The sequence below is a fragment of the Lentzea sp. NEAU-D7 genome (assembly GCF_026242055.1).
In the GTDB taxonomy this organism is placed as follows: Bacteria; Actinomycetota; Actinomycetes; order Mycobacteriales; family Pseudonocardiaceae; genus Lentzea.
In genome coordinates, this window is record NZ_JAPJDL010000007.1 from 222,043 (window position 1) to 247,682 (window position 25,640).

Genomic DNA, 25,640 nt, shown 5'->3' on the forward strand with positions numbered 1-25,640 from the left:
GTTCTGAGAAACCAGCTGCACATCCCGAGGACACAGGACGATGAAGCAAGAGTTCGTGCGTGCCAAGCCACACCTCAACATCGGCACCATGGGACACGTCGACCACGGCAAGACCACGCTGACCGCGGCCATCACCAAGGTTCTGTCCGAAATGGACCCTTCGGGCACCACCTTCACGGCGTTCGACCGGATCGACCGGGCGCCCGAGGAGCTGGCCCGCGGCATCACGATCAACATCGCGCACGTCGAGTACGAGACGCCCACGCGTCACTACGCGCACGTCGACATGCCCGGCCACGCCGACTACGTGAAGAACATGATCACGGGGGCGGCGCAGCTGGACGGCGCGATCCTCGTGGTGTCCGCGGAGGACGGCACGATGCCGCAGACGCGCGAGCACGTGGTGCTGGCGCACCGCGTGGGAGTGCCGTACGTGGTGGTGGCGCTGAACAAGGCCGACGCGGTGAGCGACCCGGAGCTGCTCGACCTGGTGGAGCTGGAGATCCGCGACCTGCTCTCGCAGTACGGCTTCGACGGCGACGCCACACCGGTCGTGCGGGTCTCCGGCCTGCGCGCCCTGCAGGGCGACCCGGAGTGGGTGGAGTCGGTGGTGTCGTTGCTCGACGCCGTGGACTCGCACGTGCCGGTGCCCGAGCGGGACGTCACCGGGCCGTTCCTGATGCCGATCGAGAACGTCCTGACCATCACCGGCCGCGGCACCGTCGTGACCGGCGCGGTGGAACGCGGCGTGCTCGGCGTCGGCGACGCGGTCGAGGTGCTCGGCCTGGGCGACTCCGTGTCGTCCGTGGCCACCGGCATCGAGACGTTCGGCAAGCCCATGCGGCAGGCCCAGGCGGGGGACAACGCCGCGATCCTGCTGCGCGGGGTGAAGCGCGGTGACGTCCGGCGCGGCCAGGTGCTGGCCCTGCCGGGCAGCGTCGCGCCGCACACCCGGTTCCGCGCGTCCGTGTACCTGCTCTCGCACGCCGAGGGCGGCAGGCACACTGGGATTGCGTCGAACTACCGCCCGCAGTTCCACTTCCGCACCGGCGACGTCGTCGGCGTGGTGGAGCTCGACAGGACGCTGGCCCTGCCAGGTGACACCGTCGAGGTCACGGTGGAGCTGGGCAAGGCGGTGGCGATGGACACCGGGCTGGGCTTCGCGATCCGCGAGGGCGGCAAGACCGTGGGCGCCGGCACGGTCGGCGAGATCCTCGCCTAGGCGGCGGCGACGGCCCGCGAAGGTGGTCGCGCCGCCTTGAAGAGCGCGGTGGGGCAGCTGTCCCACCGCGCCTTCTTCGTCAGCCCGACCTGTCGCTCACCGAGTGCGGCGCACCGACCGGCTTCGACTCGGGCGAGCCGCGTTGCCGCAGGTAGACGCTGAGGATCGCCATCGACGCGATCGCGAGGAACTCCGACTGCCAGTTCTGCAGCGACCGGTTCCAGAAGTCGGCGCTCAGGAAGTACTGGAACAGCCCCATCTGCTCGGCCAGCGGGTCGGAGTTGTTGGCGTACCAGCCCGCCACCCACTGCAGCGTCCACGAGATCAGGAACAGCACCAGCATCGCGAGCCCGAGCGACTTCGAGTAGAAGGCGGTGCGCCAGCCACCGGCCTTCGCCCACTTCGGCGAGTCCTTCTTGACGTACGCGCCGACCTGCTGTTCCTCGTCGGTCTCGTGGCCGACCTTCTCCGCGGGCTTCGACTCGGTGGAGCCGCGCTGGATGAGCCAGACCGTGGCGGTGACGTACAGGAAGAACTGCAGGTACTCGGACTGCCAGTTCTCCACGACGTCGACGAGGAAGTCGGCGGAGAACAGGTACGAACCCAACGTCAGCAACGGCTGACCCAGCGCAGCCTGACGCTCGTTGTAGTCGGCGTGGCCCGCGAAGAACTGGCCGACCAGCGCCGCGAGGAACAACCCGCCGAAGACGAGCGTCAGGCTGTGCTCGCGCAGGAAACTCCTCATAGGACCGGGTGCCCTGCGCCAAAAGCATCAAACATCGAGCAGAGGCACCACTTCCTTGGCCCAGAACTCGAAGAACTCCTGCTGCTGCGGCCCGATCTGCTGCACGTGGACCTCGTCGAACCCGGCCTCGGCGAACTCCCTCACCTTCTCCGCGTACTTCTCCGGGTCCGGGCCGCACGGCATCGACTTCGCGATCATCTCCGGCGTGACCAGCTCCGACGCCTGCTCGAAGTGTTTGGGCGTCGGCAGCACCTGGGCCAGCTCGCCGGGCAGGCCGTCGTTCGGCCACAGCCGGTGCGCGGTCGCCACCGCCTCCTCCTCGGAGGCCGCGTAGCAGACCTTCAGCCCGCTCTGTGCCGGGCCGCGGCCACCCTCGGCGCGGTACTTCTCGACCAGGTCGCCGGCCGGGCCGACGCTGACGTAGCCGTCGCCGCAGCGGGCCGCGAGGCGGACCGCCTTCGGGCCGAACGCCGAGACGTAGATCGGCACCGGGCGCTCGGGCAAGGTGTAGATGCGGGCGTTCTCGACGGTGTAGTGCTTGCCGTGGTGGGTGACCTCATCGCCCTGGTGCAGCGTGCGGATGAGGCCGATCGCCTCCTCCAGCATCTCGAGCCGCACGTCGGCGGACGGCCAGTGGTCGCCCAGCACGTGCTCGTTCAGGGCCTCGCCGCTGCCGACACCGAGCACGAACCGGCCCTGCGTCTGCACGGCCGCGGTGGCGGCGGCCTGCGCGATGACGGCCGGGTGGATGCGCACGGTCGGGCAGGTCACGGCCGTGGTGATCGGCAGCGACACGACCTCGGACAGCGCGCCGATCGTGCCCCAGACGAACGGTGACTGGCCCTGCTCGTCGTTCCACGGGTGGTAGTGGTCGGAGATCCACAGCGACTCGAAGCCGTGCTCCTCGGCCATCTTCGCGTTCCTGACCAGCTCACGCGGTCCGTGTTCTTCTGAAGAGAGGAAATAGCCCAGTTTCACGGCAGCAACTCCTGGATCTTTGTCTTGAGGCCGCGCGTCATCAGCGCCCAGGCGTCCGGGTCGCCACGCAGCACCGCCTCGGTCATGTCCTTGATCTGCTCGAACGTCGCGTGGGGCGGGATCGGCGGCACGTTCGGATCGCAGCGCACGTCGAGGACGGTCGAGCCGTCGAACGCGAGCGCCGTCTCCCACGCCGTGCCGAGCTGCGCGGGGTCGTTGATCTCGATGCCCTGCAGGCCGATCGAGCGGGCGAAGGCGGCGTACGAGATGTCCGGAAGTGTCTGCGACTCCTCGAACTTCGGTGCCCCGCCCATCGCGCGCAGCTCCCACGTGACCTGGTTGAGGTCGTTGTTGTGGAAGACGCACACGACGCAACGGATGCCGTATCTCCGCAACGTCAGCAGCTCGGCCATGCCGTTCATCTGCATCGCGCCGTCGCCGACCAGCGCGATCAGCGGCCTGTTCGGCTGCGCGAAGGCGGCGCCCAGCGCGTACGGGACGGCGCAGCCCATGGTGGCCAGCGTGCCGGACAGCGAGGACCGCACGTTGCCGCGGATCTTGAGCAGCCGCGCGTACCAGTTCGTCGCGGACCCCGAGTCGGCCGTGACGATGGCGTTGTGGGGCAGGCGTTTCGAGAGCTCGGAGACGATGCGCATCGGGTTGACGGGATCGGCCGGCACCTGCGCCTGCCGTTCGACGACCTCCCACCAGCGCTCGACGTTCGCCTCGATCGTCTCCCGCCAGGAGCGGTCGGTCTTGTTCTCCAGCAACGGGATGAGCGCGCGCAACGACTCCCGCGCGTCGCCGACGAGGTTGACCTCCGTCGGGTAGCGCATGCCGATCGCGCGGCCGTCGACGTCGATCTGCACGCCGCGCGCCTTGCCGTACTGCGGCAGGAACTGCGAGTACGGGAAGTTCGAGCCGACGATCAGCAACCGGTCGCAGTCCCGCATCATCTCGTAGGACGGCCTGGTGCCGAGCAGTCCGATCGACCCCGTGACGTACGGCAGGTCGTCCGGCAGCACGTCCTTGCCCAGCAACGCCTTCGCGACGCCCGCGCCGAGCAGGTCGGCGACCGCGCGCACCTCCTCGGCGGCGTCGCGGGCGCCCTGCCCGATCAGGATCGCGACCTTCTCGCCGCTGTTGAGCACCTCGGCCGCACGCCGCACCTCGTCGAGCGCGGGCACGACGGACGACACCGGGCGGGACGGCGGGCTCGACGGGATGTACTTGAACTCGTGCTTCGGCGCCTCGTACTCCTGCTCCTGCACGTCGTTCGGGATGATCAGCACGGCCGGCGCGCGGTCGGCGGCGGCCGTGCGCATCGCCCGGTCCAGCGCGTTCGGCAGCTGCTCGGGCACCGTCACGTCGACCAGGTACGAGGCCACGTCGCGGAACAACGAGTGCAGGTCGACTTCCTGCTGGTAGCTGCCGCCCTGCGCGGTGCGGGCGGTCTGGCCGACGATCGCGACGACCGGCACGTGGTCGAGCTTCGCGTCGTACAGACCGTTGAGCAGGTGGATCGCGCCGGGACCGCTGGTGGCCAGGCACACGCCGACGTCACCGCTGAACTTCGCGAAGCCGACCGCGGCGAACGCGGCCATCTCCTCGTGGCGGGTCTGGATGAACCTCGGCTCGTTGTCCGCCTTGCCGAACGCCGCCACGATCCCGTTGATGCCGTCGCCGGGGTACGCGAACACCTGCTTCACACCCCAGTCGCGCAGGCGTTGGACGATGAAGTCCCCGACGGTCATGAAGGGTTCCCCTCCAGCACGTAGACCGTGTAGGCGGACCGGATGATCGGCTGCGCGACGTTGCGGACACGCACCCCGCCCGGCGTCATGCCGTGCTCGGTGCCGAAGTGCGCGTGACCGTGCACGGCGAGATGCGTGCCCGTCGCGTCGATGGCCTCGCCGAGCAGGTACGAGCCGAGGAACGGGTAGATCTCCGGCGGTTCGCCGCGCAACGTGTCCGGCACGGGCGCGTAGTGCGTCAGGGCGACCTTGATGTCGGTGTCCAGCTCCGACAGGGCCTGCTGGAGGTTCTCCGCGATGTCGCAGGTGTGCTGGATGAACGCCTTCATCTCGCGCTCGCCGAACGCGCTCCCGCACTTGCCCGCGAACCCGCCGCCGAACCCCTTCACACCCGCGATGCCGATCGAGCAGCCGTTGACCCGGTGGGTGAACGTCGTGCCCTCCAGCACGTGGATGCCCTTGTCCTGCAACGTCTTGGTGACTTCGAGGGGCTTGTCGTCCTGGTGGTCGTGGTTGCCCAGCACGGCGACCACGGGCACCGGCAGGTCCGCGAACTCGTCCGCGACCACCTCGGCCTCGACGACCGTGCCGTGCCGGGTCAGGTCACCGGCCAGCAGCAGGATGTCCGCGTGCTCGCCGACCTTCTCCAACGCCGGCCGCAGATGCCCGCGCATGTCCTCGCCGAGGTGGATGTCCCCGACCGCAGCGACTCGGATCATCGCAGGTCCTCCTCACCCTCCGGTTCGCCCGCAGGTGTCACGCGCACGTCGTTGAAGATCGTCAGCTCGGGGGCGGCCTCGTGCAGGACCTCCTCCAGCGCCGCCCTGCGTTCAGCGCAGGCCACGTCGCCGGAGAGCATCACGTGATCGCCGCGCACGGTGACGCGCACGCCGAGTTCGGCGGTCCGGGGGTCCTCGGCCACCGCCCTACGCAGATTTGCCGCCAGGTACTGCTCGGAACTCATGGCTTCTCCCGATGATGTCGAGGCGTTCGATGAGCATCAGGAACGCTTCGGCGTAAGGCGACTCCTTGGTCTCCTCGCGCACCTGCTCCCAATCGATCTGTTCTCGCAGCGCACGGGCGAACGGCAGCAGCTCGCTGAAGTCACAGCGATGGCCGTCCAGCACCAGCAGCTTGCTGCTCAGCACGAACGTCGCCGGCATCACCGGCAGCATCACCGAGCCGACCGGCATCTCCTCGGCCATCGCGAGGATCTCGTCGGTGACGATGCGCTCGTTCGGCCGGAACAGCAGGTCCACCAGCGAGTCACCGTCGTAGACCTTGAGCAGCCAGTCCTCCGGCGGCTCGGCGGCGCGAAGCCCGCGCTTCACCAGCACGCGCACGGCCTCCGTGGCGTCCTCCGGGCGCACCAGGAGGTCGACGTCGTGTTCGCTCGCCGGCCCTCCGCGCGCGTATCCCGCACATCCGCCTGTCAGCGCGAAGGGAATCTCCGCGCCACGTAAAGCGTTGGCGACTTTGACCAACGTCCGCAGCAGCTCGTCCTGCAGTCCGCTCATGCACTCCCGGCTACCCGCCGAAGAGCGACGTGAACCTCAGTCGGTGGCAAGCCGCGCGTGGGTCTCCGTGTCGAAGCGGACGCCGTCGTAGAGCAACCTGGCCCGCTCGACCCCCTCCACCGCGAAGCCGGCGTTCGTCGCGACGCGGCAGGAGGCGGGGTTGTCGAGCCGGTGCGCGAGCTCCAGGCGGAACAGGCCGAGCTCGGAGAAGGCGAACTCGCTGACCTCGCGGCACGCCCTCGTCGCGAGCCCCTTGCCCCGCGCCTCCTCCCGCATCCAGTAGGAGACCCACCCGGTCAGGTGACGGCGTTCGACGCTCGACACGGCGACGTTGCCCACGGGAACGCCCTCGTGCAGCACGGCGAACGAATAGGCGGTGTCGTCGATGCGGCGGGACGTGAGCAGCGCGATCCACTCCTCGGCCGCGGGCAGGGAGTCGATCTGGGAGGTGAACTGGCGGTCCATCGCCTCCTCGCCCGAGGCGGCCAGGATGATCGGGGCGTCGTCGGGGTGCCAGGGCCGCAGCAGGGTGTCCACCTGTCCACCTTCTGAATTCCGCGGGTCCACTGCAACTCGGAGGGGTGCTCGAACGTCAGAAGGACATCCGGTAGGAGGAGAGCAGATGGTCATTTTCGGCTGGCGGACGACGATCGAGCAGTTGCGGATGCTGACGCTGGTGTGCGGGCACTGCCACCACCAGGCGGCGCACAACCTGTTCCGGCGCTACACGAAGCCGACCATCTTCTTCATCCCGCTGTTCACCATCAGCAGCAGGTACGGGCTGCAGTGCACCTTCTGCGGCGTCTCCTACGACATCAGCAAGATGCACGCGCATCAGCTCGTCTGACAGGCAGGGCATCCGGGCGCGTTCTCGTCGGTGGTGACGCGCCCGCACTCCGGGCAGATCAGCTCGAGAAGGCAGGCCGGCTCAGCTTCAGGGACACGACCGAGGTCCACACCCAGCCGATCGTCGCGACCACGTACAGCAGCACCGTGCCGCCGGGGTTGCCCAGGAACGCCATCGGCACCATCAGGAGCACGCCCGTCAGGCCGCTCATCACCGCCAGCCATCCCCCGAGCCTACGCGCGAACACGAAGCACGCCCCGATCCAGCCGATCATCGCGAGCCCGAACGCGACGGCGTGCAGAGCGCCGTGCCAGGACAGCGCGGCGGGCGGGCCGTCAGGCGCTCCGGCGGGAAAGCCCATGGCGGGATCGGCCACGAAGACCCCGCCGAGGATCATCCCGGCGCCCATCAGGCCGATCAGCCGCGCTCCCCACGTCGTGTGCCGGGCCATGCCCGTCGCCGCGACCAGGAACAGCGCTCCGCTGACGACGAAGTTCGCGATCTGGACCCAGCCGAGCGACCCGAGGCTGAGCATGCTGAACGGGTGCCGCGAGAGGTCGAAGCCCTCGCGGGTGAACGCCTGGGCGTACCCGACGACGAGGTAGAGCGGACCGGCGACGACGCCGCAGGCGATGCGGGACATGGGTTCCTCCAGCAGTTCGGTGTGGCGAGAACGGAACCACCGACAATATTTTTTGTCAAGACCAGTCGGACTGCCTTGACGAATAGATTCGTCGGCAGCAGGATGGGACCATCCACGCACCAGGACAGGGAGAACCGATGGGCCACGAGTTCAAGAGCACCGACGAGATCGAGGTGCCCGCGTCCGTCGAGGACGTCTGGACGGCCATCGCGACGGGGCCGGGCATCGACTCGTGGTTCATGGGCCGCAACGAGGTCGCGAACGGCCAGGTCAAGATGACCTTCGGCGGCTACGAGCCGACGAGCGGGATCACCGCGTCGGAGCCGGGCCGCCACTTCGCGTACGACAGCGGCAAGGCTCCCGACGGCCGGTTCATCGCCTACGAGTTCCTCGTCGAGGGCCGTGAGCACGGCAGCACCGTGCTCCGCATGGTCACGAGCGGCTTCCTGCCCGGCGACGACTGGGCCGACGAGTTCGAGGCGATGACGCTCGGCGGTGCGCTGTTCCGGCGCACGCTCCAGGAGTACCTCACCTGGTTCCCCGGCCGCACCGCCCGCCCGCTCACGGTCTTCGGACCGATGATCAGCGACTGGGACGAGGCCTGGAAGAAGCTCGACGCGGCACTGGCCGAGAAGCTCCCGGACGCCGTCGAGTTCCACCGCAACGCCCACACGATCGGCCTGCGCACCGAACGCGGCATGTACCGGTTCATGCGCGGCTTCTCCGGCCCGGTCATCGCCGCACACCACGTCTTCGAGGGCGACGAGTCCGAACAGGACTGGCAGGACTTCCTCGACACCACCCTGGGAGAGCAGAAATGACGCGCTTCACCACTTCCGCCGACGGCACCGAGGTCGCCTACTCGATCACCGGTTCCGGGCCTGCGCTGATCATCGTGGACGGCGCGATGTGCCACCGCATGTTCGGCCCGACGACCGAGCTCGCCTCGGTGCTGGACAAGAACTTCACCGTCCACACCTACGACCGGCGCGGGCGCGGCGAGACCGGCGACGGCGCGACGCCGTGGGCGCTGGAGCGCGAGGTCGAGGACATCGACGCCGTGATCAAGGAGGCCGGCGGCAGCGCGTTCGTCTTCGGCGTGTCCTCCGGCGCGGTGCTGGCGCTCGAAGCCGCCTCGCGGCTGCCGGGCATCTCGCGGCTCGCGATCTACGAGGCGCCGTTCGTCGTGGACGACACCTACAAGCCGCGACCGGCGGACATCGTGCGGCAGATGAACGACATGCTGGCCCGCGACGACCGGTCGGGCATGCTCTCGACGTTCATGAAGATGGTCGGCGTGCCCGCCTTCGGCCTCGCGGTCATGAAGCTGACACCGATGTGGAAGAAGCTCAAGCCGGTCGCGCACACGCTGCCGTGGGACCTCATGATCCTGGGAGACGACGGCCGCGGCTCGAAGCTCCCCACCGACCGCTGGAACGTCAAGGTGCCGACGCTCGCGATGGACGGCGGCAAGAGCCCCGAGTACCTCCGCAACGCCATGAAGAACGTCGCGGAAGTGCTCGGGCCGGACGCGGAGCACCGGACGCTGCCCGGTCAGACGCACATGTACAAGTCGTCGGTCATGGCGCCGGAGCTGGTGGAGTTCTTCTCGCGGGCCCAGCGCACCGCGGGGCCCATCGCGTAACCGGCCACGACGAAGAGCCCGCCGACCGCAAGCCACCCGAGTGCTCCCCAGCCGAGCACGACGGTGGTGAGCAGAGCGGGGCCGACCATGCGCGCGACGGCCGTTCCGGTCGCGAAGAAGCCCTGGTACTGGCCCTGCCGGTCGGCGGGCGCGAGGGAGAAGCTGATCTCCCACGCCCCGGAGGCCAGCATCATCTCGCCGAGCACCTGCAGAGCTGCGGCCGCGATCAGCAGCGCCGCCACGGGCCAGGCACCGACGCTGAACGCCGTGGCCGCGAAGACCACGCAGGACGCCAGCATGATCAGGCCCGCGTGCTTCACGAGCCGCGACGCCTGGCTCAGCCCGGTGGCACGCCGCGCGATCCGGACCTGGAAGAGCACGACGGCCGCGGTGTTGAGCACCAGCAACGCGGCCGCGAGCCACGTCGGCGCCTCGGTGCGCTGCACGATCCACAACGGGATGATCAGGCTCAGCAGCGGCATGTAGAGCAGCATCACGGCGTTGATCAGCGTGATCAGCGCGTACGGGCGGTCCTTCAGGACGTCGAACTTGCCCTTCGCCCTGGTCATCACGGTCTCCGGCAACGTGCTCAGCACGGCCGCGGCGATGAGGAACGCGACCACGTCGAGCACGAACACGGCGGTGTAGGCGATCTCGGTGCCGAGGTGCAGCGCGAACCCGCCTGCCGCCGCGCCGATCGCGATGCCCGCGTTGGCCGTGGACTGGATGCGGGCCCGTGCCCGTGTGCGTTCCTCCGGCGTGGTGAGGCCGGCGAGCAGGGCCTGCCTGGACGCCTGCAGGCCGCTCTGGAAGCTCGCGTACAGGCACATGACCAGCACGAACGCCGCGAAGTTGCGGGTGAGGAGCAGGATCCCGATGCTCGCGGCGGTGGCGAGGGCGAGCACGACCGCGGTGGTGCGCGGGCCCAGGCGGTCGGCGAGGTGCCCGAGTGCGACACCGGCGACGGCTCCGACGCCCCACGCGAGCGTCAGCGCCAAGCCGACCCGCGCCGCGCTCAGGCCCACGACCTGCGTGAAGTAGAGAGCGGAGACGACGAGGAAACCGCCGTCCCCGATCGAGTTCGTCAGCTGCGCGTACGCGAGTCGCCTGGTCATGTCTCGACCGTAGGGCGACCATTGGCCCTAGTCGCGGGACAAGGACAGACTGCTTTTCTGGGCCAATTTGTTGCCCGCCCAGGACACCGCGAACGCCAGCACGCCGAAGACCACCGCGACGACCAGGCAGTTCAGCAGCACCGCGCCGTAGCCGTTCTGCCGCGGATCCATGAACGGGTAGGGGTACCAGGCCACGATCGGGCCCCTGACCAGCGTGTACACCAGGTACGCGAGCGGGAACGCGAGCCAGACCCACCACCGCCTGGTCTTCTCCGGCGCGAGCAGCCACTCCACGACCACGAGGATCGGCACGATGGTGTGCAGCACCCAGTTCGCGTAGGCGGGCGTCTGCACGTCGATGCCTCGCAGCAGCAGCCAGTACACGATGCCCGTCGTGCCCATGTAGAGCACGGCCGCGCCCCTGATCTGCGCCGACACCGGGCTGAACACGCCCAGCAACGCCACCACCGCCGCGAAGACGTTCGAGAGCACGGTGAAGTAGCTGAAGTGGTGGAACGGGCGGAAGTCGTCGCCCAGCACCACGACCAGGTAGATCTCCGCCGAAAGCACCAGCAGGAACACGGCCATCCGGAGCAGCTTGATCACTCACGCATTAGAACCCGGTTTCGTCAGGGGTGCATCCGGGCGCCCTTGAAGATCTTGTCGACGGCGTTCTTCTGACCGTGGACCGCGATGCCGACCAGGTCGAGGTCCTGCGTGTGCACCTTGCGGACGGCTGCCCGGTTGTCCTCGTCGTTGCCGGTGGCGAACAGGTCCGCGGTGAAGATGCTCATGGGCTGCTTGCGGTTGAGGGCGCGTTCGTGGGCCTTCTTGAGCAGGTCCTGGTCACCCTGCAGGACCACGACGGGCTGGCCGAACATCGACAGGTAGCGCACGTCGTCGGCGTCGACGTAGGGCTCACCGCGCAGCGTCTCGGGCAGTCCGCTGACGAGGAAGGCGGTGACGTTCAGCGCCTGCCATCCGGCCAGGTCGTCCCGCAGCAACACAGCGATCTTGGTGTCGAACATGGACTCCACGATCGCGGACGTCCTCGTGTGCCGTCTTGTACGTTTCTGACATGAGCGTCACGGCCTGGAAGCCGGGCGTGGAAGGCATCAAGGAGGTCTTCCACGCCTCCTTCACCACGCACGTCTACCCGGCGCACACGCACGACGCGTGGACGTTGATGGTGCTCGACACCGGTGCCGTGCGGTACGAACTGGACCGCCACGAGCACGGCGCGCTCGTCGACGGCGTCACGCTGTTGCCGCCGCACGTGCCGCACGACGGCCGCTCCGCGCATCCGACCGGGTTCCACAAGCGCGTGCTGTACCTGGACGGCTCGGTGCTGCCGCCCGACCTGATCGGCAAGGCCGTCGACACGCCGATGCTGCCCGATCCGCTGCTGCGGCACCGGGTTCACCAGTTGCACCTGGCGCTCGACAAGCCGTTCGAGGCGGCGAGCAGGCTGGCGCTGATCACCGAACGCCTCACGCACCACTTCGCCGGCACCGCACCCGCCGTGCACGCGGACCCGACTCTCGCCGACCGGTTGCGGCAGCTGCTGGACGCCTCCCTGCCGGACGGGACGACCCTGAACGCGGCCGCGCGGGAGCTGCAGACCAGCCCGACCCACCTCGTGCGGGCGTTCAGCCGCCGGTTCGGGTTGCCGCCGCACAAGTACCTGACCGGCCGCCGGGTGGATCTCGCGCGCGGCCACCTGGTCGAGGGACGGTCGGCGGCGGAGGCGGCAGTGCTGGCAGGGTTCCACGACCAGTCGCACCTGACGCGCCACTTCCGCCGTGTCCTGGGTACGAGTCCCGGGCGCTTCGTACGCTGACACCGTGCACATCGGCATCCTCGGCCCAGTTGAAGCGCACTCCCCCGACGGCAAGATCGCGCTGGGTGGCCCGCGCCCGCGCACCCTGCTGGCGCTCCTCGCGATCCGGGCCGGGGAGATCGTCCCGCTCGACCGCCTGGTGGACGAGCTCTACGGCTCGCAGCCGCCGGCGGACGCCGCGAACGCACTGCAGGGCCAGGTCTCGCGCCTGCGCCGGGCACTTGGGAACGCGGCGCTGGTCGAGTTCCACCCGGCCGGCTACCGGCTGGCTCTGCCCGCCTCGCAGGTCGACGCGCACCGGTTCGTCTCGCTGGCGGCGGACGGCCGGCAGGCGCTGGAGCAGGGTGATCCGCGGGGTGCGGAATCCCTTCTGTCCGAGGCACTCCAGCTCTGGCGCGGCCCGGCGCTCGCCGATGTCGCCCTGGCGGACCACGCGACCCGCCTGGAAGAGCACCGTTCCGCCGCCGCGGGCTCGCTGGTGGCGGCACGGATCCGGCTCGGCAAGGCCGACGTGGCCGAGATCCAGGACCTGGTGCGGCAGAACCCGCTGGACGAACGCCTGCGCGGATACCTGATGCAGGCGCTGAACCAGCAGGGCCGCCAGGCCGAGGCGCTGCAGGCGTTCGAAGACGCACGCGCTCTGCTGGCCGACGAACTGGGCACCGACCCGTCGCCCGAACTGCGCGCCGTGCACCTGCAGGTCCTGCGCGGCCAGACGCATCGCGAGCTTCCCGCCCAGCTGACCAGTTTCGTCGGCAGGGAGGAGGAACTCGCGCGGATCGCCTCGCTGTCCGCCCGGCTCATCACCCTCACCGGCCCCGGCGGCGCCGGCAAGACGAGGCTCGCGCTGCAGGCCGCCGGTCCCGGCGCGATCTTCGTGGACCTGGCACCGGCCAAGGACGTCGCGGCGGCGACCCTGCAGGCGCTGGGGCTCAAGGAGTCCGTGCTGGAGCCGGAGGACCGGCTGACGCTGGCGCTGCGCGAACGCGACACGCTGCTGGTGCTGGACAACTGCGAGCACCTGATCGCCGAGGCCGCCCGGCTGGCCCAGCACCTGCTCAGCACGTGCCCGTCGGTGCGCATCCTCGCGACGAGCCGGGAGGCGCTCGGCATCACCGGCGAGACGCTGTGCCCGGTGCCGCCGCTGGACCCCGAGCAGAGCGTGGCGCTGTTCGCCGACCGCGCCCGGCTGGTCAACCCCGCGTTCGTGCGCGACCGGCACGCGGTCGACATCTGCCGTGAGCTGGACGGCCTGCCACTGGCGATCGAACTGGCCGCTGCGCGCACCCGCACGCTGACGACCGAGGAGATCGCCGCCCGTCTGAACGACCGATTTCGCCTGCTCACCAAGGGAAACCGTGCCGCCGCACCGCGCCACCAGACGCTGAGGGCCGTCGTGGAGTGGAGCTGGGACCTGCTGTCGGAGGACGAACGCGACCTGGCCGCGTGCCTCGCGACGTTCAGCGGCGGGGCGAGCCTGGAGGCCGTCGAGGAGGTCTGCCGGCACGACCTCGAGACGCTGGACGCGTTGGTGGACAAGTCCTTGGTGGAAGCCGCCGACGGCCGCTACCGGATGCTGGAGACCATCCGCGAGTTCTGCTCGCAGCACAAGCGCGTCGACGCCGCGCACGCCTCGTACTTCCAGGAACTGGCGCACCGCGCGGATCCCGAGCTGCGCCGGAGCGATCAGGTGCGGTGGTTCGCGCGGCTGAGCGCCGAACACGCGAACCTGGTGCAGGCGCTCGACTGGACCACCTCGGCCGACCCGGGCCGGGCGCTGCGGCTCGTCAGCGACCTCGCCTGGTACTGGTACCTGAAGGGCAGCCGCACGGAGGTCCAGGGCGCGGCGCGGAAACTGCTGGCGCTGCTGCCGGAACAGTCCACAGAGGAGTACACCGTCCTGCTGGCACTGGCCGAACCCGAACGCGTGCAGGAGAAGCTCCTGGCGTTGCGCGGCCCGATCAGGCAACCGTTCGTGCTCATCGCCTGGGCGATGCTCAGCGGCCCGCCCGACCCGTCCGCACCGCGCACCGCGTTGCAGGACGAGGTCGAGAAGAGCGAGGACCCGTGGATCCAGGGCCTGATGGGCTTCAGCAACGCCTACACCACCTGGGCCGCCAGCGGTGACCGGGGCCTCGCGATCCAGCAGTCCCGCGAAGCCCTGCGGCGGTTCCAGGACCTGGGCGAACGCTGGGGATCGGCGCAGGTCCTGGACGTGCTGGCCACCCTGACCGAGGACCCGGCCGAAGCCCTCGCGCTGACCGACCAGGCGCTGCGCGCCGTCACCGAGCTGGGCGCCGTGGAGGAGCTGGCCGAACTGCGGGGCCGACGCGCGGACCGGTTGCTCGACATCGACGAGGACCAGGCCGAGCGCGACTACCTCCAGGCGCTGGAGATGGCGGCGCGGGCGGGACTGACGGCCACCCGGGCGCTCGCGAACGCCGGACTGGCCAAGATCGCCCAGCGGCGGGGAGATCCGGCGCGGGCCGAGGAGCTCCTGCTGGCGGCCCAGCAGGAGCTCGGGTTCGGGTGGATGCACACCGCCGTCAAGCAGCAGGTGGACGAGGCGCTCGGTGAGCTGTGGCGTACTCGGGGAGCGTGATCGCGGTGGCGGCGCGCAGATCCATCCGCGCCACCACCGGCATCTTCGGCAGCAGCCCGAACATCCGGTCCCGCACCCACATCCCGAGCCTGCTGCCGGGCGCGAGGAACGGCCCGGGGTTGCCCTGGCTGCCGCGGGCGTACGGCCCGATCAGCGCCTCGTACCGGGCGAAGGCGTCCCCTCCCGCCGCCATCTCCCCCGCCAGGACGTAGGCGGAGACGACCGCGAGCCCGGTTCCCATGCCGCCCAGCGTGGAGCCGTACCCGGCGTCGCCGATCAGCGTGACCCGCCCCGAACTCACCGAGGGCATCCGCACCTGGCTGATCGAGTCGAGGTAGACGCCCTGGGACACCACCTCGTCCGGCATCAGCTCGGGAGGGATCGGCGACTTGTACAGCAGCCATCCCGGCGAGGTCAGCACGCCCGGCGAGCACGTCAGGTCCCGGTCGTCGCCCTCCGCGTCCCAGATCGCGAAGTAGTAGCCCTGGAACTTCGGCCGGTACTCGGGGAAGACCAGTCGCCGCACCCCGGACCGCATGCCGTCCGCGCCGATCACGAAGTCGAAGCGCCGTGGCGTCCCGTGCGCGAACGTGACGTCCACGCCAGCGCCGTCGTCGTGCAGTGCCGTGATCCAGTCGCCGAACACGTACTCGACGTCGGAAGCGGTCAGCTCGTACAGCAGGCGCGACAGGTCGCCGCGGAGGATTTCCACGTCCCCGGCGGTGAACGAGGCGGGCAGTCGTGCCCGTTCGCGGCCGTCGACGCCGCGGAACACCATGTCCCGCGGCGTGGTCCGCGCGGCCAGCACCGCGTCGAGCACACCCATCCGCCGGAGCACGGACAGGTGCACCTCGCCGCGGAAGTCCACGGCCTGGCCACCGTCGCGCAGCGACGGCGCCCGCTCCACGACCACCGGGGTGAAGCCGAAACGTCTCAGCCAGTGCGCGAGAGCGGGCCCGGCGATTCCCGCTCCCGAGATCAGTACGTCCATGCTCGGGATGCAACGCCGGGCCGCTGACCGAACGCTGGCGGAACGCTGACCCCTACGCTCCGCCGATGATCTTCAGCATCTGCGAGATCTGGCCCTGCCGGGTGTTGACCACCCGTTCCGCATAGGCCGTCGTCTCGGGGTTCATGCCTTCCTTCTTCTCCGTGAGCGCCATCTCCACGCCGGCGCCCTGGTGCCCGGTCATCAGGTTGAGGAAGAGCTGGTCGAACTCGGCTCCGCTCTTCTCCTTGGTCTCGTTGATGACCTTGTCGTCGAGCAACGGCTGGCCACCGTGGGCGGCGTGCAGGTTCGCGCCGTCACCCTCCGGCTTGCCCCAGAGCTTCAGCCACGACTTGAGCATCGTGAGCTCCTCGCGCTGGGTCACGTCGATCGCGCCCGCGAGGTCCTTCGCCTCCTGCGTGGTGGCCTTCGCCAGGCCCACCTGCGAGAGGCTGATGCCGAGCTGCAGGTGGTCCACCATCATCTGCACGAACATCACGTCCGCGTCGTTGAACCTCGCACTGGCGGCAGGAACGGGTGGTGCGGCGGAGCTCGCGCCGTGCCCGTGGGCTCCTTGGCCCTCCGGGACGACCGCCTCTCCGCCGCACCCCGCCAGCGCCAGGACCGCGACCGCGATCACCAGGCGCTTCATCAGGTCAGACCTTCTCCCACAGGGCCGCCACGTTCGGCGGTTCCCAGCCGTTCAGCGACGTGTGCGCCTGACGGCAGCGGTAGGTCGAGCCGCCGTAGGTGACGGTCGAACCGGCCGCGTAGGAGGTGTTCGGCGCCCACGTGCCACCGGCGGGCGGCTGCTGCGTGGTCGTCGTGGACGAGGTCGTGGTGGTGGGAGGAGGAGTGGTGGTCGTGCTGGTGGGCGGCGGGGTCGTGCCCCCACCACCGATGTTGAGGTCGATGCACGAGTAGAACGCGTTGACCGTGTCGCTGATGTTCCAGATCGCGTACAGCTTCTGGCGACCGGAGAACCCGGCGAGGTTGATCGTGTGCGTGGTCGGGTTGTTCGGCTGCTGGTTGTTGCCGGCGACGTAGCCGACGCGCGTGCCACCGATGAAGTACTCGTAGTCGCGCGTGGCGTGCCGGGCGGTGAAGGTCCAGGTCAGCGACAGGGTCTGACCGGTGTTGGTGACCTTCCAGGGCAGGCCGTCGTTGTCGAGGGGGGCGAAGGCGCCGTTCGCACCGCTGCAGTTCTTCAGGCCCTTGGGGCCCTCGGCACTCTGCGGCTCGTACTTCGCCTGGCCGCACAGGTCGACGGAGACGTCTCCCCTGGCACACTGCGCCGAACGGCTGGCCGGCGACGACACGTAGCCGTGCGCGTTCGCCGAACCGACCGGCGTGATGAAGACGATGGCAGGGACAACGGCCATGACGAGCGCCGCTTTGCGCATGAGTTTCATTCGTCCGAACTCCTTGGATCGTTCCCAGACGGGGTGACCCGTAGGCAGGGGGCGGGAACCGGGAGCGTTCTAGATCGCTCGCCGATCCAGTTTCGGTCTGTGGTCTAGACCATAAACCGGGTTTCTGAAAACGGTCAAGCGATCACCGGACACGAACCGAAAACTGGTGCCCGCCAACGAGTTCACGTCGAATGACAACGTTTACTCCGCCATTCGGGTCACCCCATGCGGACCAGCTGGCCCATTGGTACGAACTCCGCACACTGGGTATCCCGTTGCCATGCGCGAATTCGACGAGCCCAGCAGGGCTGCCGGTCCCGGCGTTGTCACCGACGGACCCGCAGGTGCCCCCACTGTCCTCGTGATCGATCCAGCGGGAGAGGCCGTCCACGACGAGATCCCCGCGACCTGGCGGCCGCTGACCGAACACCTGCGGATCGTCTGGCTGCGGGCTCCCGCGGCGCCGACCTGGAAGTCCACAGTGGACACCGTGCTGACCAGGCACCGCGACGACGCGCGGAGCGTGCTCGACGTCCTCACCAGCGGACCGCTCGCGGCCGACGTCATCGACCTCGTGTCAGCGCACCGCGACCTCGTGCGCTCGGTGTTGCTGGTGGACCCCGAGGTCCCGGTGGACGTCCCGTTCGCCCAGGTCATCCCCCACACCAACACGACGCCGGTACCGCTGCCGCTCGGCCACCCCGACGTCGTGCAGGGCGTCCTCGCGGCACTCGAACTCCACCGAACCACTTAGGTTGCGGAACTTTCGCTGAACCGGACACTTCGGCCACCCGTATCCCTCGGCAGGGAACACTGGACGGGAGGCTTCATGCGAGCGCGTCTGCTCATCATCGTGCTGGGGCTGCTTGCGCTGACGGGCTGTTCGTCTGTCGGCGGTAGCGGCTCGGGCGAACCGGCGGCCAACGAGGCGGATGCGACGTTCTCGTTGCGAATGATCCCCCACCACCGCCAGACGATCGAGATCGCCAAGGTCGCCATGCAGAAGTCCAAGGACGAGTTCGTCGTCAACGTGGCTGACAAGATCGCCACGGCCGAGGCGGGCGAGATCGAGCAGATGGCCACCTACCTGCGCAGCTGGAACATCCAGGTGCCCGGCGACGACGCCAACGCCACGCACAAGATGGCGGGCATGATGACCGCCAAGGACGTCGAGGCGCTGAAGTCCGCCACCGGCAAGCAGTACGACGACCTCTTCCTCGCCACCCTCTCCCGCCACCTCCGCAGTGGCGTGGACATGGCGAAGGACGCCCAGGCCAAGGGTGAGCACATCGGTTCCAAGGCGCTGGCAGGCAAGATCATCGTGTCGCAGACCGAGGTGCTGGACCAGATCAGCGCCAAGCAGAAGTCCTGACACCGCACCAGGACCGGTACGCCCGTCACACGTCCACGGCCGCTGCGGCAGTGGACGTGTCGGCATAGGCCCGAAATCCGGTCGGCCCCGGACCTGGTCCTCAATACCCTCCTCGGCATGTACCCACAGGTGGAGCCCTACGCCCAAGGCATGCTCGACGTAGGAGACGGCCAGCTGATCCACTGGGAGGCCAGCGGCAACCCCGACGGCAAACCGGCGTGCGTGTTCCACGGCGGCCCAGGATCGGGTTCGCACCCGAGGTGGCGCGAGGACTTCGACCCGGACCACTGGAACCTGGTCCTCTGGGACCAGCGCGGCTGCGGCCGGAGCACGCCGTCGGTCGCGGACCCGGCGACCAGCATGGAACACAACACAACGCAGCACCTGATCGACGACGCCGAGAAGCTCCGCGACCACCTCGGCATCGACAAGTGGCTGCTGGCAGGCGGTTCGTGGGGTTCGACCCTCGTCCTCGCCTACGCCGTCCAGCACCCCGGCAGGGTCAGCGAGATCATCATCCCGGCGGTCACCACCTCCCGCCCCGAGGAGCACGCGTGGATCACCCGCGGCCTCGGCATGTTCTTCCCGGACCACTTCGAAGCCTTCCTCGACGGCGTCCCGGAGGAGGACCGCGACGGCAACCTGGCGCTGGCGTACAACAGGCTCCTCAACTCGCCGGACCCGGTGGTCAGGGACAAGGCCGCCTGGGACTGGAGCAAGTGGGACCTGGCCACGATCACGGGTGGCGACAACGACTTCGAGGGCACGAGGTACGCCGACCCCGTGACGCGCTACCGGCTCGCGCGGACCGTGACCCACTACTGGGGCAACGAGGCGTTCCTGGAACCGGACCACATCTTCGACAACCTCGGCAGGCTCGAGGGCATCCCCGGCGTGCTCATCCACGGCCGCAACGACTTCGGCGGGCCGTTGTACACCGCGTGGGAGGTGGCCAAGCGGTGGCCCGACGCCGAACTGGTCATCCTGAACGACGCCGGGCACGTCATCATGGAGGGCAACAGCATGGACAAGGCCATCACCGCCGCCATCCACAAGTTCCGCTAGGGCGCGACGGGCCCGGACCGGTAGAGGTCCTCGCCGGCCCACCGGATCCGGTCCTGGAAGCCGAAGCCGGGCGCGGCGACGAAGTTCGCCGCGTCGTCCACCGAGCCCGAGCCGTCGTACCGGGCCCGCAACGGGTACGGGAACACCGGGCGGGTGCGCACGACGTTGCCGTCCGAGTCCCGGCCCACGGCCAGGATCCGGGACGGTGGCTGACCTCCTTCGACCCACGACACGAGTGCCCGGAACGGGTCGAAGTCGGTCAGGGTGTCGCCGCCGGCGCAGTGCCACATCGACGGCACGACGAAGAGCCTTGCCCACGAGGGGTTCTTGCCGCCGGTGAGGCGTTGCCAGTAGTCGAGCGTGCCTTCGAACGGGATGCCCTGGTCTCCCGCGCCGTGCCAGATGATCAGCTTGCCGCCGGCTCGCTGGAACGCGCGCAGGTCCAGCGAGAGCGAGTTCGCCTTCACGGTTTCGGGCACCAGGCGCCGGAACTCGCGGACGGTGAACTCGAAGGACTCCAGGGACGAGTGCGGCTTGCCGATCGGGTAGACGAGGTGCTTCAGGCCGTTGTCCGCGAGCTCGGGAGCGATGCCGCGACCAAGACCGGGAGTCGGGTTGAGCCAGAACGTCCACGAGAGCTCGGAACCGTAGGGCTGGCCGCCGGGGTAGAGCCGCACGCCGCCGTCGGACGGCCCGGCGTAGAGGCGGCGCACACGCGCGATCTCGTCGTCGGTCAGCTGCCCGGCCAGAGTGCCCGGGTCGAACCGGCACAGGCGCGGGTCGTCGATCTGGCCGTCGGCCAGGCCGTCCAGGCCGTCGCAGGCCGCCATCACCGCGGTGTGCAGCAGGACGATCTTGTCGTTCGGGATGGTGTTGCGCGCGATCCACGCCTGGTAGCCGATCAGCGCGGTGTAGTAGGCGCCCGGCGCGGCCGCGATGACGCCGTCGAAGTCGCGCGGGTAGCGCTGGGCCAGCAGCAGGCCCTCACGGCCGCCGTTGGAGCAGCCGCTGAAGTAGGACTTCGACGGCGCCTTGCCGTAGAAGACCGAGATGATGTGCTTCGACACCTTCGACAACGCGTGCGGCGCGCGGAAGAAGTAGTCGTCGCGGGCCTTCTGGTCCGCGACGGCCCACGTCGTGTCGAACGGGTTCTCCGGCGGCGCCTGGTGGCCGTCGTCGGTCGCGGCCACCGCGGCGTCACCGAAGGCCGGTCCACAGCCGGACGGGAAGGCCGGATCGCCTATGGCGCCGCAGAATCCGCCACAGCCGTACTGGAGGTAGCGGCCCTGGTAGCCGCGCAGCGGCAGCTTCAGCTGGAAGCGGATGTTCGGTTCGATCGTGCCGCGCACGTCGCAGAACTCCGTGGTGCCGCTGACAACCGCGGCCGATGTGACGCTGGTGCGGGCGTCGGGCACGTCGAACGAGCGCACCAGATCCGCGCAGGAACGCGCTGGGGTGGTGGCGGCGGCCGGAGCGACCCCCGCCGCCACCGTCCCCAGAACAACGAGTGGTACCAACAACTTTCGGAACATGCGGCGTCCTTCCCCCTGTAGCCGGACGTACAGGGGGAGTCTTCCAGCTAACCGACGTGCACGCGTGGGCGTCGAGTCGGATCCGACTCAGCCGAGCGGATGATTTCCCGTACGACCGGAGGCGTGTCACCGCGGCCGAGGATCAGGTACCGGAAGAGGTGTGCCAGCGGGTTTCCCTCCGACCACTCGAAGTGCGCGTGCGGGATCACGCCGGTCGAGTCGCGCAACGCCAGCAGGATCGCCGCGATGGCGTTCGGCGCGGCCGGAGCGGAGGCGCGCAGGACGCGGTGGCCGTCCACCTCGACGCCGGACACGCACAGGACGTTGCTGAACGCCGACGGGTCGACGATGTCGATCTCCAGGAAGATCACGTCCGCGGACCCCGGCACCGGGTTCATGCCGCGCTGCTCGGTCTCCTTCTCGTCGTACTCGGCCTTGTCACCGTCCTGGCGGCGGTTCGCGATCAACGTGATCAGGCCGTCGTTCTCGATCGTGTCGGTGATGAACCGGCGGGCCTGCTCGTCGAACTTGATCCTGTCGACGCGCAGCTCGGTCGTGCGCGAGATGCGCGACACCAGGGAGATCACCACGATGCCGACGATGAAACCGAACGAGATCGTGATGCCGTCCGGCTTCTCGATGACGTTCTCCACCAGCGCGTACAGCAGCACCAGCGTCAGCACGGTGAACCCGATGCTCGCGCCGCGCTGCCTCTTGCGCCACGCGGACACCGTCACCGCGAACGATCCGGACACCATCATCGCCAGGATGCCGGTGGCGTAGGCGCCTGCCTGCGCGTTCACGTCGGCGTTGAAGATGATCGTGATGATGACGCAGATGACCGTGTAGACGATCACGACGGGACGAACGGCGCGGCCCCACTCCGGCGCCATGCCGTACGAGGGCAGGTAGCGCGGCACGATGTTGATGAGACCGGCCATCGCCGAGGCGCCCGCGAACCACAGGATCAGGATGCTGCTGATGTCGTAGACCGTGCCGAACACCTCGCCGAGCAGCTCGTGCGCGAGATAGGCCAGCGCACGGCCGTTCGCGGGCCCACCGGGCGCGAACTTGTCCTGCGGGACCAGCACGGTGGTGATGAACGACGTCGCGAGCAGGTACACCGACATGATCAGCGCGGCGGTCGTGAGCAGCTTGCGGGTGTTGCGCACGCGGCTGTCCAGGCGCTTCTCCGGCGTGTCACCGGACGCCGCGACCAGCGGCATCATGCTCACACCCGTCTCGAACCCGGACAGACCGAGCACCAGCAGCGGGAACGCCAAGATCGCCGGGCCGACGACGCCGAAGAACCCGTCGCCGTGCGCACCCAGCGCCGACACCCAGCGGTCGAGCGCGTCCGGCGTCGCGAAGACCTCCACGAGCCCCACCACGGCCACGACGGCGTTCAGCGCGAGGAACACCGCCACCAGCGGAATCGCGACGCCCACGGCCTCGCTGAAGCCCATCAGGAACACACCGCCGAGGATCAGCAGCAACACGATCGTCAGCAGGAGCTCGGTGCCGTGCAGCGACTCCGGCACGTACGGGTTCTCCAGCGCGTGCACCGAGGCGTCGGCGGCGGACAGCGTGATGGTGATGATCCACGACGTCGCCACGAACCCCAGCAGCACGAGCACGAAGATCTTGCCGCGCCAGAACGGCAGCAGGTCCTCCAGCATCGCCACGGAGCCCTGGCCGTGGGGGCTCTCCCGCGCCACCCGCCGGTACATCGGCAGCATGCCGAACAGCGTCAGCGCCACGATGAGCAACGTCGCCAGCGGGGACAGCGCACCGGCGGCCAGCGCGGCGATGCCGGGCAGGTACGACAGGGTGGAGAAGTAGTCGACGCCGGTGAGCGTCATGACCTTCCACCACGGGTGCGGCCTGGCGTGCGACTCGTGGCTCTCGGGACCCGAAGGTGCCACGCGGTCCGCGAGCAACCACCTGCCCAGCGGTCCGCCGGGAGGGGCCGGCCGTTCCGGACTCGGAACCTCGGCGGGGATGGCGAACTCCGTGCTCATGGCGCAGAGCATGCCACCGTCAGCTGATCACGGCCGGAACTCCGCCGGGAAACCAGCCTCCTGAATGGACAATCCGGACGGACGCAACATTCCGATGCTGCCCTGTGCGTGCAGATCGAGAAAAAGGTCCACAACGTCCGGATCGAACTGCTGGCCGCGACCGGACCAGAGCTCCCGCCGCGCGCGGTTCTCGTCCAGGGCGGTCTGATGTGGACGATTCGACCTCATCGCGGCCCACGCCACGCACACGGACAGGATCCTGGCTTCCGCGCGGATGTCGGCGCCGCGCAGCCCGTCCGGATACCCGTCGCCGTCGTAGCGCTCGTGCTGCTGCCTGATGACGTGCGCCACACCCGCGAACCCCGGCACCATCCGGGCGAGCCGGTAGCCGAAGTCGGGGTGCTGGCGCAGCAGCCGCCACTCCTCCTCCGACAACGCGCCGGGCTTGGTGAGCACCACCTCGGGGATGATGACCTTGCCGATGTCGTGCAGGCGCCCGGCGAGCTGGGTGACCCTGATCGTGGGCGCGTCGAGCCCGAACTCCCCCGCGGCCACACCGGCCCAGCGCGACACCGACCGGCTGTGGTCGTAGCGGTGCAGCCAGCCGTCCACCCGGTCCGCGACCTGGCAGAGGAACTCCGCCATCGCGCCGTCGGTGTCCGGGTCGACCGCGGGCAGCGGCTCCGGACCGACCGCGATCCTGTTGCGCCCGGCCGCTTTCGCCGCGTACAGCGCCCGGTCGGCGATGACCACGATGTCGTCGGGACCGTCGCCGTGCGTCGGGAAGCTCGCCGAGCCGACCGACACCGTGACGAACAACGGGATGTCGTCGTTGCCCGCGTTGACCGGGATCGGCTTCTCCGCCACGCGTTCGCGCAGCCGGTTCGCGATCACGGACAGCCGGCCGGGGCCGGCGTCCGGCACGAGCAGCGCGAACTCCTCGCCGCCGTAGCGGGCGAGCACCTCACCGGCCCTGGACGCCGCGCGCAGCCGTGCCGCGACCTCCATCAGCACGTCGTCACCGGCGGGATGGCCGTAGTTGTCGTTGATCGACTTGAAGCGGTCGACGTCGATGATGAACACCGCGACCGACCCGTCGCTCCGGCGGGCGCGGGAGATCTCCAGCGGCAGCTGGGCCTCGAAGAACCTGCGGGTGTGCAGCCCGGTGAGGCTGTCGGTGATCGCGAGCTTGCGCTGGTCCGCGACCAGCCCCGCCAGCCGGGCGATGATCAGCAACGACAGCAGGGCGCTTCCGGCGGCGATCACCAGGACGTCCTGCGACGACTGGCCCACGTCGTGCACCAGCATCAGGACCGGGGCGGCGAGGGCGGCCGAGCACAGCGCGATGATCCGGCCGCGGCTCAGCCCGACGTCCTTGACGTGCCCGCGGTCCACGAGCCGCGCCATCGTCGGGTGCAGCGCCGCCGCTCCCATGCACAGGTTCGCCGACAACCAGATGGCGTCGAGGAAGTTGCCCGCGTGGTAGCTGCCGTCGAGGCGCTGCAGCACGTAGAGCGTGTCCGCGGTCAGGATGCCCAGCAGGTTGCACGTCAGCAGGACGAACGCGCGCGGCCGGGGACCTGCCCCGAAGATCAGCCGCAACGCCACCACGAACAGCGCCAGGTCCATCATCGGGTAGCCGAGCGACGCGATCTTCACCAGGACCGGCGAGGTGAGGCGGGCCTGCGGGCCGATCATGTAGAGCCAGGACGCCATGCCCGCGACGACCGCGAGCACCGCGGCGTCGAGCAGGCTCGGCAGGTCGAGGCCCGGGGTGCGGCGGCGGATCAGCAGGATCACGCCCGCGACCATCAACGGGTAATGACCGAGGTAGAAGATGTCCGCGTACGAGGGGTAAACCGTGTACTCGAAGATGTAGTGCGATGCGTAGAACGTCAGGTCGGCGATCGCGTAAACGACCTGGCTGAGCGCGAGGAACACCCATGGCCGCCTCCATTGGGGACGGTTGCGCTTGACACCCGCGAATGTCGCGACCGCGGCCGAAGCGCTGATCGTGCAGTAGAGCACCACCCGTACCGTTTGCCCCGTTGTCCCCGCGGGACTCACCGGAATCAGGTAGTAGACGCCCAGCAGCAGGTGACCCGCCACCAGGTACATCCACCACGCCCCGGTGTGGCCGGTACGGAAGATGGTCACACGAGACCCCTCGTTCTACGACATCGGTCGAGCCAGGTGATGATGCCCGACTCGGGATGATCGCGGCACCGTCGTTACTCCAATGAGGTGACCCACCAATACGGACGCTACCGCAAATCCCTCTTCTGTTTTCCACCACTGCGACTGCGTTGATCTCGTCTGTCGCCGATCCGTGCCTGTGGGTG

The 25,640-nt window shown here is 69.2% G+C and carries 26 protein-coding genes; 9 read left to right on the forward strand and 17 right to left on the reverse strand.

Annotation, left to right across the window (positions count from 1 at the left end):
* Nucleotides 1–40: 40 nt before the first annotated feature.
* The gene (gene tuf / locus ORI60_RS16990; protein WP_266038308.1) at nucleotides 41–1,222 is read left to right on the forward strand and encodes an elongation factor Tu; all 1,182 of its coding nucleotides are present in this window, start codon (nucleotides 41–43) and stop codon (nucleotides 1,220–1,222) included.
* 79 nt (nucleotides 1,223–1,301) lie between these two features.
* Here the strand turns inward: tuf and ORI60_RS16995 are convergent, their stop codons facing one another.
* The 7 genes from ORI60_RS16995 to ORI60_RS17025 are packed head-to-tail and all read right to left on the reverse strand — an operon-like array spanning nucleotide 1,302 to nucleotide 6,753.
* Complete coding sequence (locus ORI60_RS16995) at nucleotides 1,302–1,967, reverse strand: DUF6766 family protein (protein WP_266038310.1); 666 nt, start codon at nucleotides 1,965–1,967, stop codon at nucleotides 1,302–1,304.
* Between the two features lie 27 nt (nucleotides 1,968–1,994).
* Nucleotides 1,995–2,945, reverse strand: a complete 951-nt coding sequence (locus tag ORI60_RS17000) for a TIGR03557 family F420-dependent LLM class oxidoreductase (protein WP_266038311.1) — start codon at nucleotides 2,943–2,945, stop codon at nucleotides 1,995–1,997.
* On the reverse strand, nucleotides 2,942–4,699 hold the full coding sequence (locus ORI60_RS17005; protein WP_266038312.1) for a thiamine pyrophosphate-requiring protein: 1,758 nt from the start codon (nucleotides 4,697–4,699) through the stop codon (nucleotides 2,942–2,944). The genes ORI60_RS17000 and ORI60_RS17005 overlap by 4 nt, the downstream gene beginning before the upstream one ends.
* Nucleotides 4,696–5,418, reverse strand: coding sequence for a metallophosphoesterase family protein (locus ORI60_RS17010; RefSeq protein WP_266038313.1), 723 nt, complete (start codon nucleotides 5,416–5,418; stop codon nucleotides 4,696–4,698). The genes ORI60_RS17005 and ORI60_RS17010 overlap by 4 nt, the downstream gene beginning before the upstream one ends.
* Nucleotides 5,415–5,663 carry a BON domain-containing protein gene (locus tag ORI60_RS17015; protein ID WP_030476731.1) on the reverse strand — a complete coding sequence of 83 codons (249 nt, stop codon included), beginning with the start codon at nucleotides 5,661–5,663 and terminating at the stop codon, nucleotides 5,415–5,417. The genes ORI60_RS17010 and ORI60_RS17015 overlap by 4 nt, the downstream gene beginning before the upstream one ends.
* The gene (locus ORI60_RS17020) at nucleotides 5,626–6,216 is read right to left on the reverse strand and encodes a nucleotidyltransferase family protein (RefSeq protein WP_266038314.1); all 591 of its coding nucleotides are present in this window, start codon (nucleotides 6,214–6,216) and stop codon (nucleotides 5,626–5,628) included. The genes ORI60_RS17015 and ORI60_RS17020 overlap by 38 nt, the downstream gene beginning before the upstream one ends.
* A 36-nt stretch (nucleotides 6,217–6,252) precedes the next feature.
* Nucleotides 6,253–6,753, reverse strand: coding sequence for a GNAT family N-acetyltransferase (locus tag ORI60_RS17025; RefSeq protein ID WP_266038315.1), 501 nt, complete (start codon nucleotides 6,751–6,753; stop codon nucleotides 6,253–6,255).
* Nucleotides 6,754–6,838: 85 nt separating this feature from the next.
* Here ORI60_RS17025 and ORI60_RS17030 point away from each other — a divergent pair, with 85 nt between their 5' ends.
* On the forward strand, nucleotides 6,839–7,063 hold the full coding sequence (locus ORI60_RS17030; protein ID WP_167977218.1) for a zinc-ribbon domain-containing protein: 225 nt from the start codon (nucleotides 6,839–6,841) through the stop codon (nucleotides 7,061–7,063).
* 58 nt (nucleotides 7,064–7,121) lie between these two features.
* Here ORI60_RS17030 and ORI60_RS17035 read toward each other — a convergent pair whose 3' ends face one another.
* Complete coding sequence (locus tag ORI60_RS17035) at nucleotides 7,122–7,706, reverse strand: DUF998 domain-containing protein (RefSeq protein WP_266038317.1); 585 nt, start codon at nucleotides 7,704–7,706, stop codon at nucleotides 7,122–7,124.
* A gap of 137 nt (nucleotides 7,707–7,843) precedes the next feature.
* Here ORI60_RS17035 and ORI60_RS17040 point away from each other — a divergent pair, with 137 nt between their 5' ends.
* Nucleotides 7,844–8,527: an SRPBCC domain-containing protein gene (locus tag ORI60_RS17040; RefSeq protein ID WP_266038319.1), complete on the forward strand. Its 684-nt coding sequence runs from the start codon at nucleotides 7,844–7,846 to the stop codon at nucleotides 8,525–8,527.
* On the forward strand, nucleotides 8,524–9,351 hold the full coding sequence (locus tag ORI60_RS17045) for an alpha/beta fold hydrolase (protein WP_266038321.1): 828 nt from the start codon (nucleotides 8,524–8,526) through the stop codon (nucleotides 9,349–9,351). Before ORI60_RS17040 ends, ORI60_RS17045 begins: the two co-directional genes overlap by 4 nt.
* Here the strand turns inward: ORI60_RS17045 and ORI60_RS17050 are convergent.
* The 3 genes from ORI60_RS17050 to ORI60_RS17060 are packed head-to-tail and all read right to left on the reverse strand — an operon-like array spanning nucleotide 9,261 to nucleotide 11,494.
* Nucleotides 9,261–10,466: an MFS transporter gene (locus tag ORI60_RS17050; RefSeq protein ID WP_266038322.1), complete on the reverse strand. Its 1,206-nt coding sequence runs from the start codon at nucleotides 10,464–10,466 to the stop codon at nucleotides 9,261–9,263. The two genes, ORI60_RS17045 and ORI60_RS17050, sit on opposite strands and share 91 nt — an antisense overlap.
* Before the next feature lie 27 nt (nucleotides 10,467–10,493).
* Nucleotides 10,494–11,072, reverse strand: a complete 579-nt coding sequence (locus ORI60_RS17055) for a Pr6Pr family membrane protein (protein WP_266038323.1) — start codon at nucleotides 11,070–11,072, stop codon at nucleotides 10,494–10,496.
* Nucleotides 11,073–11,095: 23 nt separating this feature from the next.
* Nucleotides 11,096–11,494 (reverse strand): DUF2000 domain-containing protein, encoded by a 399-nt coding sequence (locus ORI60_RS17060; protein ID WP_266038325.1) that lies wholly within the window; start codon nucleotides 11,492–11,494, stop codon nucleotides 11,096–11,098.
* A 50-nt stretch (nucleotides 11,495–11,544) separates the two neighbouring features.
* Between ORI60_RS17060 and ORI60_RS17065 the strand changes: the two genes are divergently transcribed.
* Nucleotides 11,545–12,306, forward strand: a complete 762-nt coding sequence (locus ORI60_RS17065; RefSeq protein WP_266038327.1) for an AraC family transcriptional regulator — start codon at nucleotides 11,545–11,547, stop codon at nucleotides 12,304–12,306.
* A gap of 4 nt (nucleotides 12,307–12,310) precedes the next feature.
* Complete coding sequence (locus tag ORI60_RS17070; RefSeq protein ID WP_266038329.1) at nucleotides 12,311–14,908, forward strand: BTAD domain-containing putative transcriptional regulator; 2,598 nt, start codon at nucleotides 12,311–12,313, stop codon at nucleotides 14,906–14,908.
* Here ORI60_RS17070 and ORI60_RS17075 read toward each other — a convergent pair.
* From ORI60_RS17075 to ORI60_RS17085, 3 genes are read right to left on the reverse strand one after another with little or no spacing between them, the layout of a single operon-like run.
* Entirely contained in the window at nucleotides 14,853–15,899 is a 1,047-nt protein-coding gene (locus ORI60_RS17075; RefSeq protein WP_266038331.1) for an FAD-dependent monooxygenase, read from the reverse strand. The two genes, ORI60_RS17070 and ORI60_RS17075, sit on opposite strands and share 56 nt — an antisense overlap.
* A 52-nt stretch (nucleotides 15,900–15,951) precedes the next feature.
* The gene (locus ORI60_RS17080) at nucleotides 15,952–16,548 is read right to left on the reverse strand and encodes a DUF305 domain-containing protein (protein WP_266038337.1); all 597 of its coding nucleotides are present in this window, start codon (nucleotides 16,546–16,548) and stop codon (nucleotides 15,952–15,954) included.
* 4 nt (nucleotides 16,549–16,552) lie between these two features.
* On the reverse strand, nucleotides 16,553–17,308 hold the full coding sequence (locus tag ORI60_RS17085) for a lytic polysaccharide monooxygenase (protein WP_266038339.1): 756 nt from the start codon (nucleotides 17,306–17,308) through the stop codon (nucleotides 16,553–16,555).
* A gap of 280 nt (nucleotides 17,309–17,588) precedes the next feature.
* Here ORI60_RS17085 and ORI60_RS17090 point away from each other — a divergent pair, with 280 nt between their 5' ends.
* The 3 genes from ORI60_RS17090 to pip all read left to right on the forward strand — a co-directional run bounded on the left by ORI60_RS17090 (nucleotide 17,589) and on the right by pip (nucleotide 19,745).
* A complete protein-coding gene (locus ORI60_RS17090; RefSeq protein ID WP_266038340.1) occupies nucleotides 17,589–18,062 on the forward strand; it encodes a hypothetical protein in 474 nt (157 codons plus the stop codon).
* A gap of 75 nt (nucleotides 18,063–18,137) precedes the next feature.
* Nucleotides 18,138–18,680, forward strand: coding sequence for a DUF305 domain-containing protein (locus ORI60_RS17095; RefSeq protein ID WP_266038341.1), 543 nt, complete (start codon nucleotides 18,138–18,140; stop codon nucleotides 18,678–18,680).
* A gap of 117 nt (nucleotides 18,681–18,797) precedes the next feature.
* A complete protein-coding gene (gene pip / locus ORI60_RS17100; RefSeq protein ID WP_266038343.1) occupies nucleotides 18,798–19,745 on the forward strand; it encodes a prolyl aminopeptidase in 948 nt (315 codons plus the stop codon).
* Here pip and ORI60_RS17105 read toward each other — a convergent pair.
* The 3 genes from ORI60_RS17105 to ORI60_RS17115 are packed head-to-tail and all read right to left on the reverse strand — an operon-like array spanning nucleotide 19,742 to nucleotide 25,455.
* Complete coding sequence (locus ORI60_RS17105) at nucleotides 19,742–21,277, reverse strand: tannase/feruloyl esterase family alpha/beta hydrolase (protein WP_266038345.1); 1,536 nt, start codon at nucleotides 21,275–21,277, stop codon at nucleotides 19,742–19,744. The genes pip and ORI60_RS17105 overlap by 4 nt on opposite strands.
* A 47-nt stretch (nucleotides 21,278–21,324) precedes the next feature.
* Nucleotides 21,325–23,298 (reverse strand): amino acid transporter, encoded by a 1,974-nt coding sequence (locus ORI60_RS17110; RefSeq protein WP_266038347.1) that lies wholly within the window; start codon nucleotides 23,296–23,298, stop codon nucleotides 21,325–21,327.
* Nucleotides 23,299–23,325: 27 nt separating this feature from the next.
* Nucleotides 23,326–25,455 carry a diguanylate cyclase gene (locus ORI60_RS17115; protein ID WP_266038349.1) on the reverse strand — a complete coding sequence of 710 codons (2,130 nt, stop codon included), beginning with the start codon at nucleotides 25,453–25,455 and terminating at the stop codon, nucleotides 23,326–23,328.
* Between the last annotated feature and the right edge of the window lie 185 nt (nucleotides 25,456–25,640).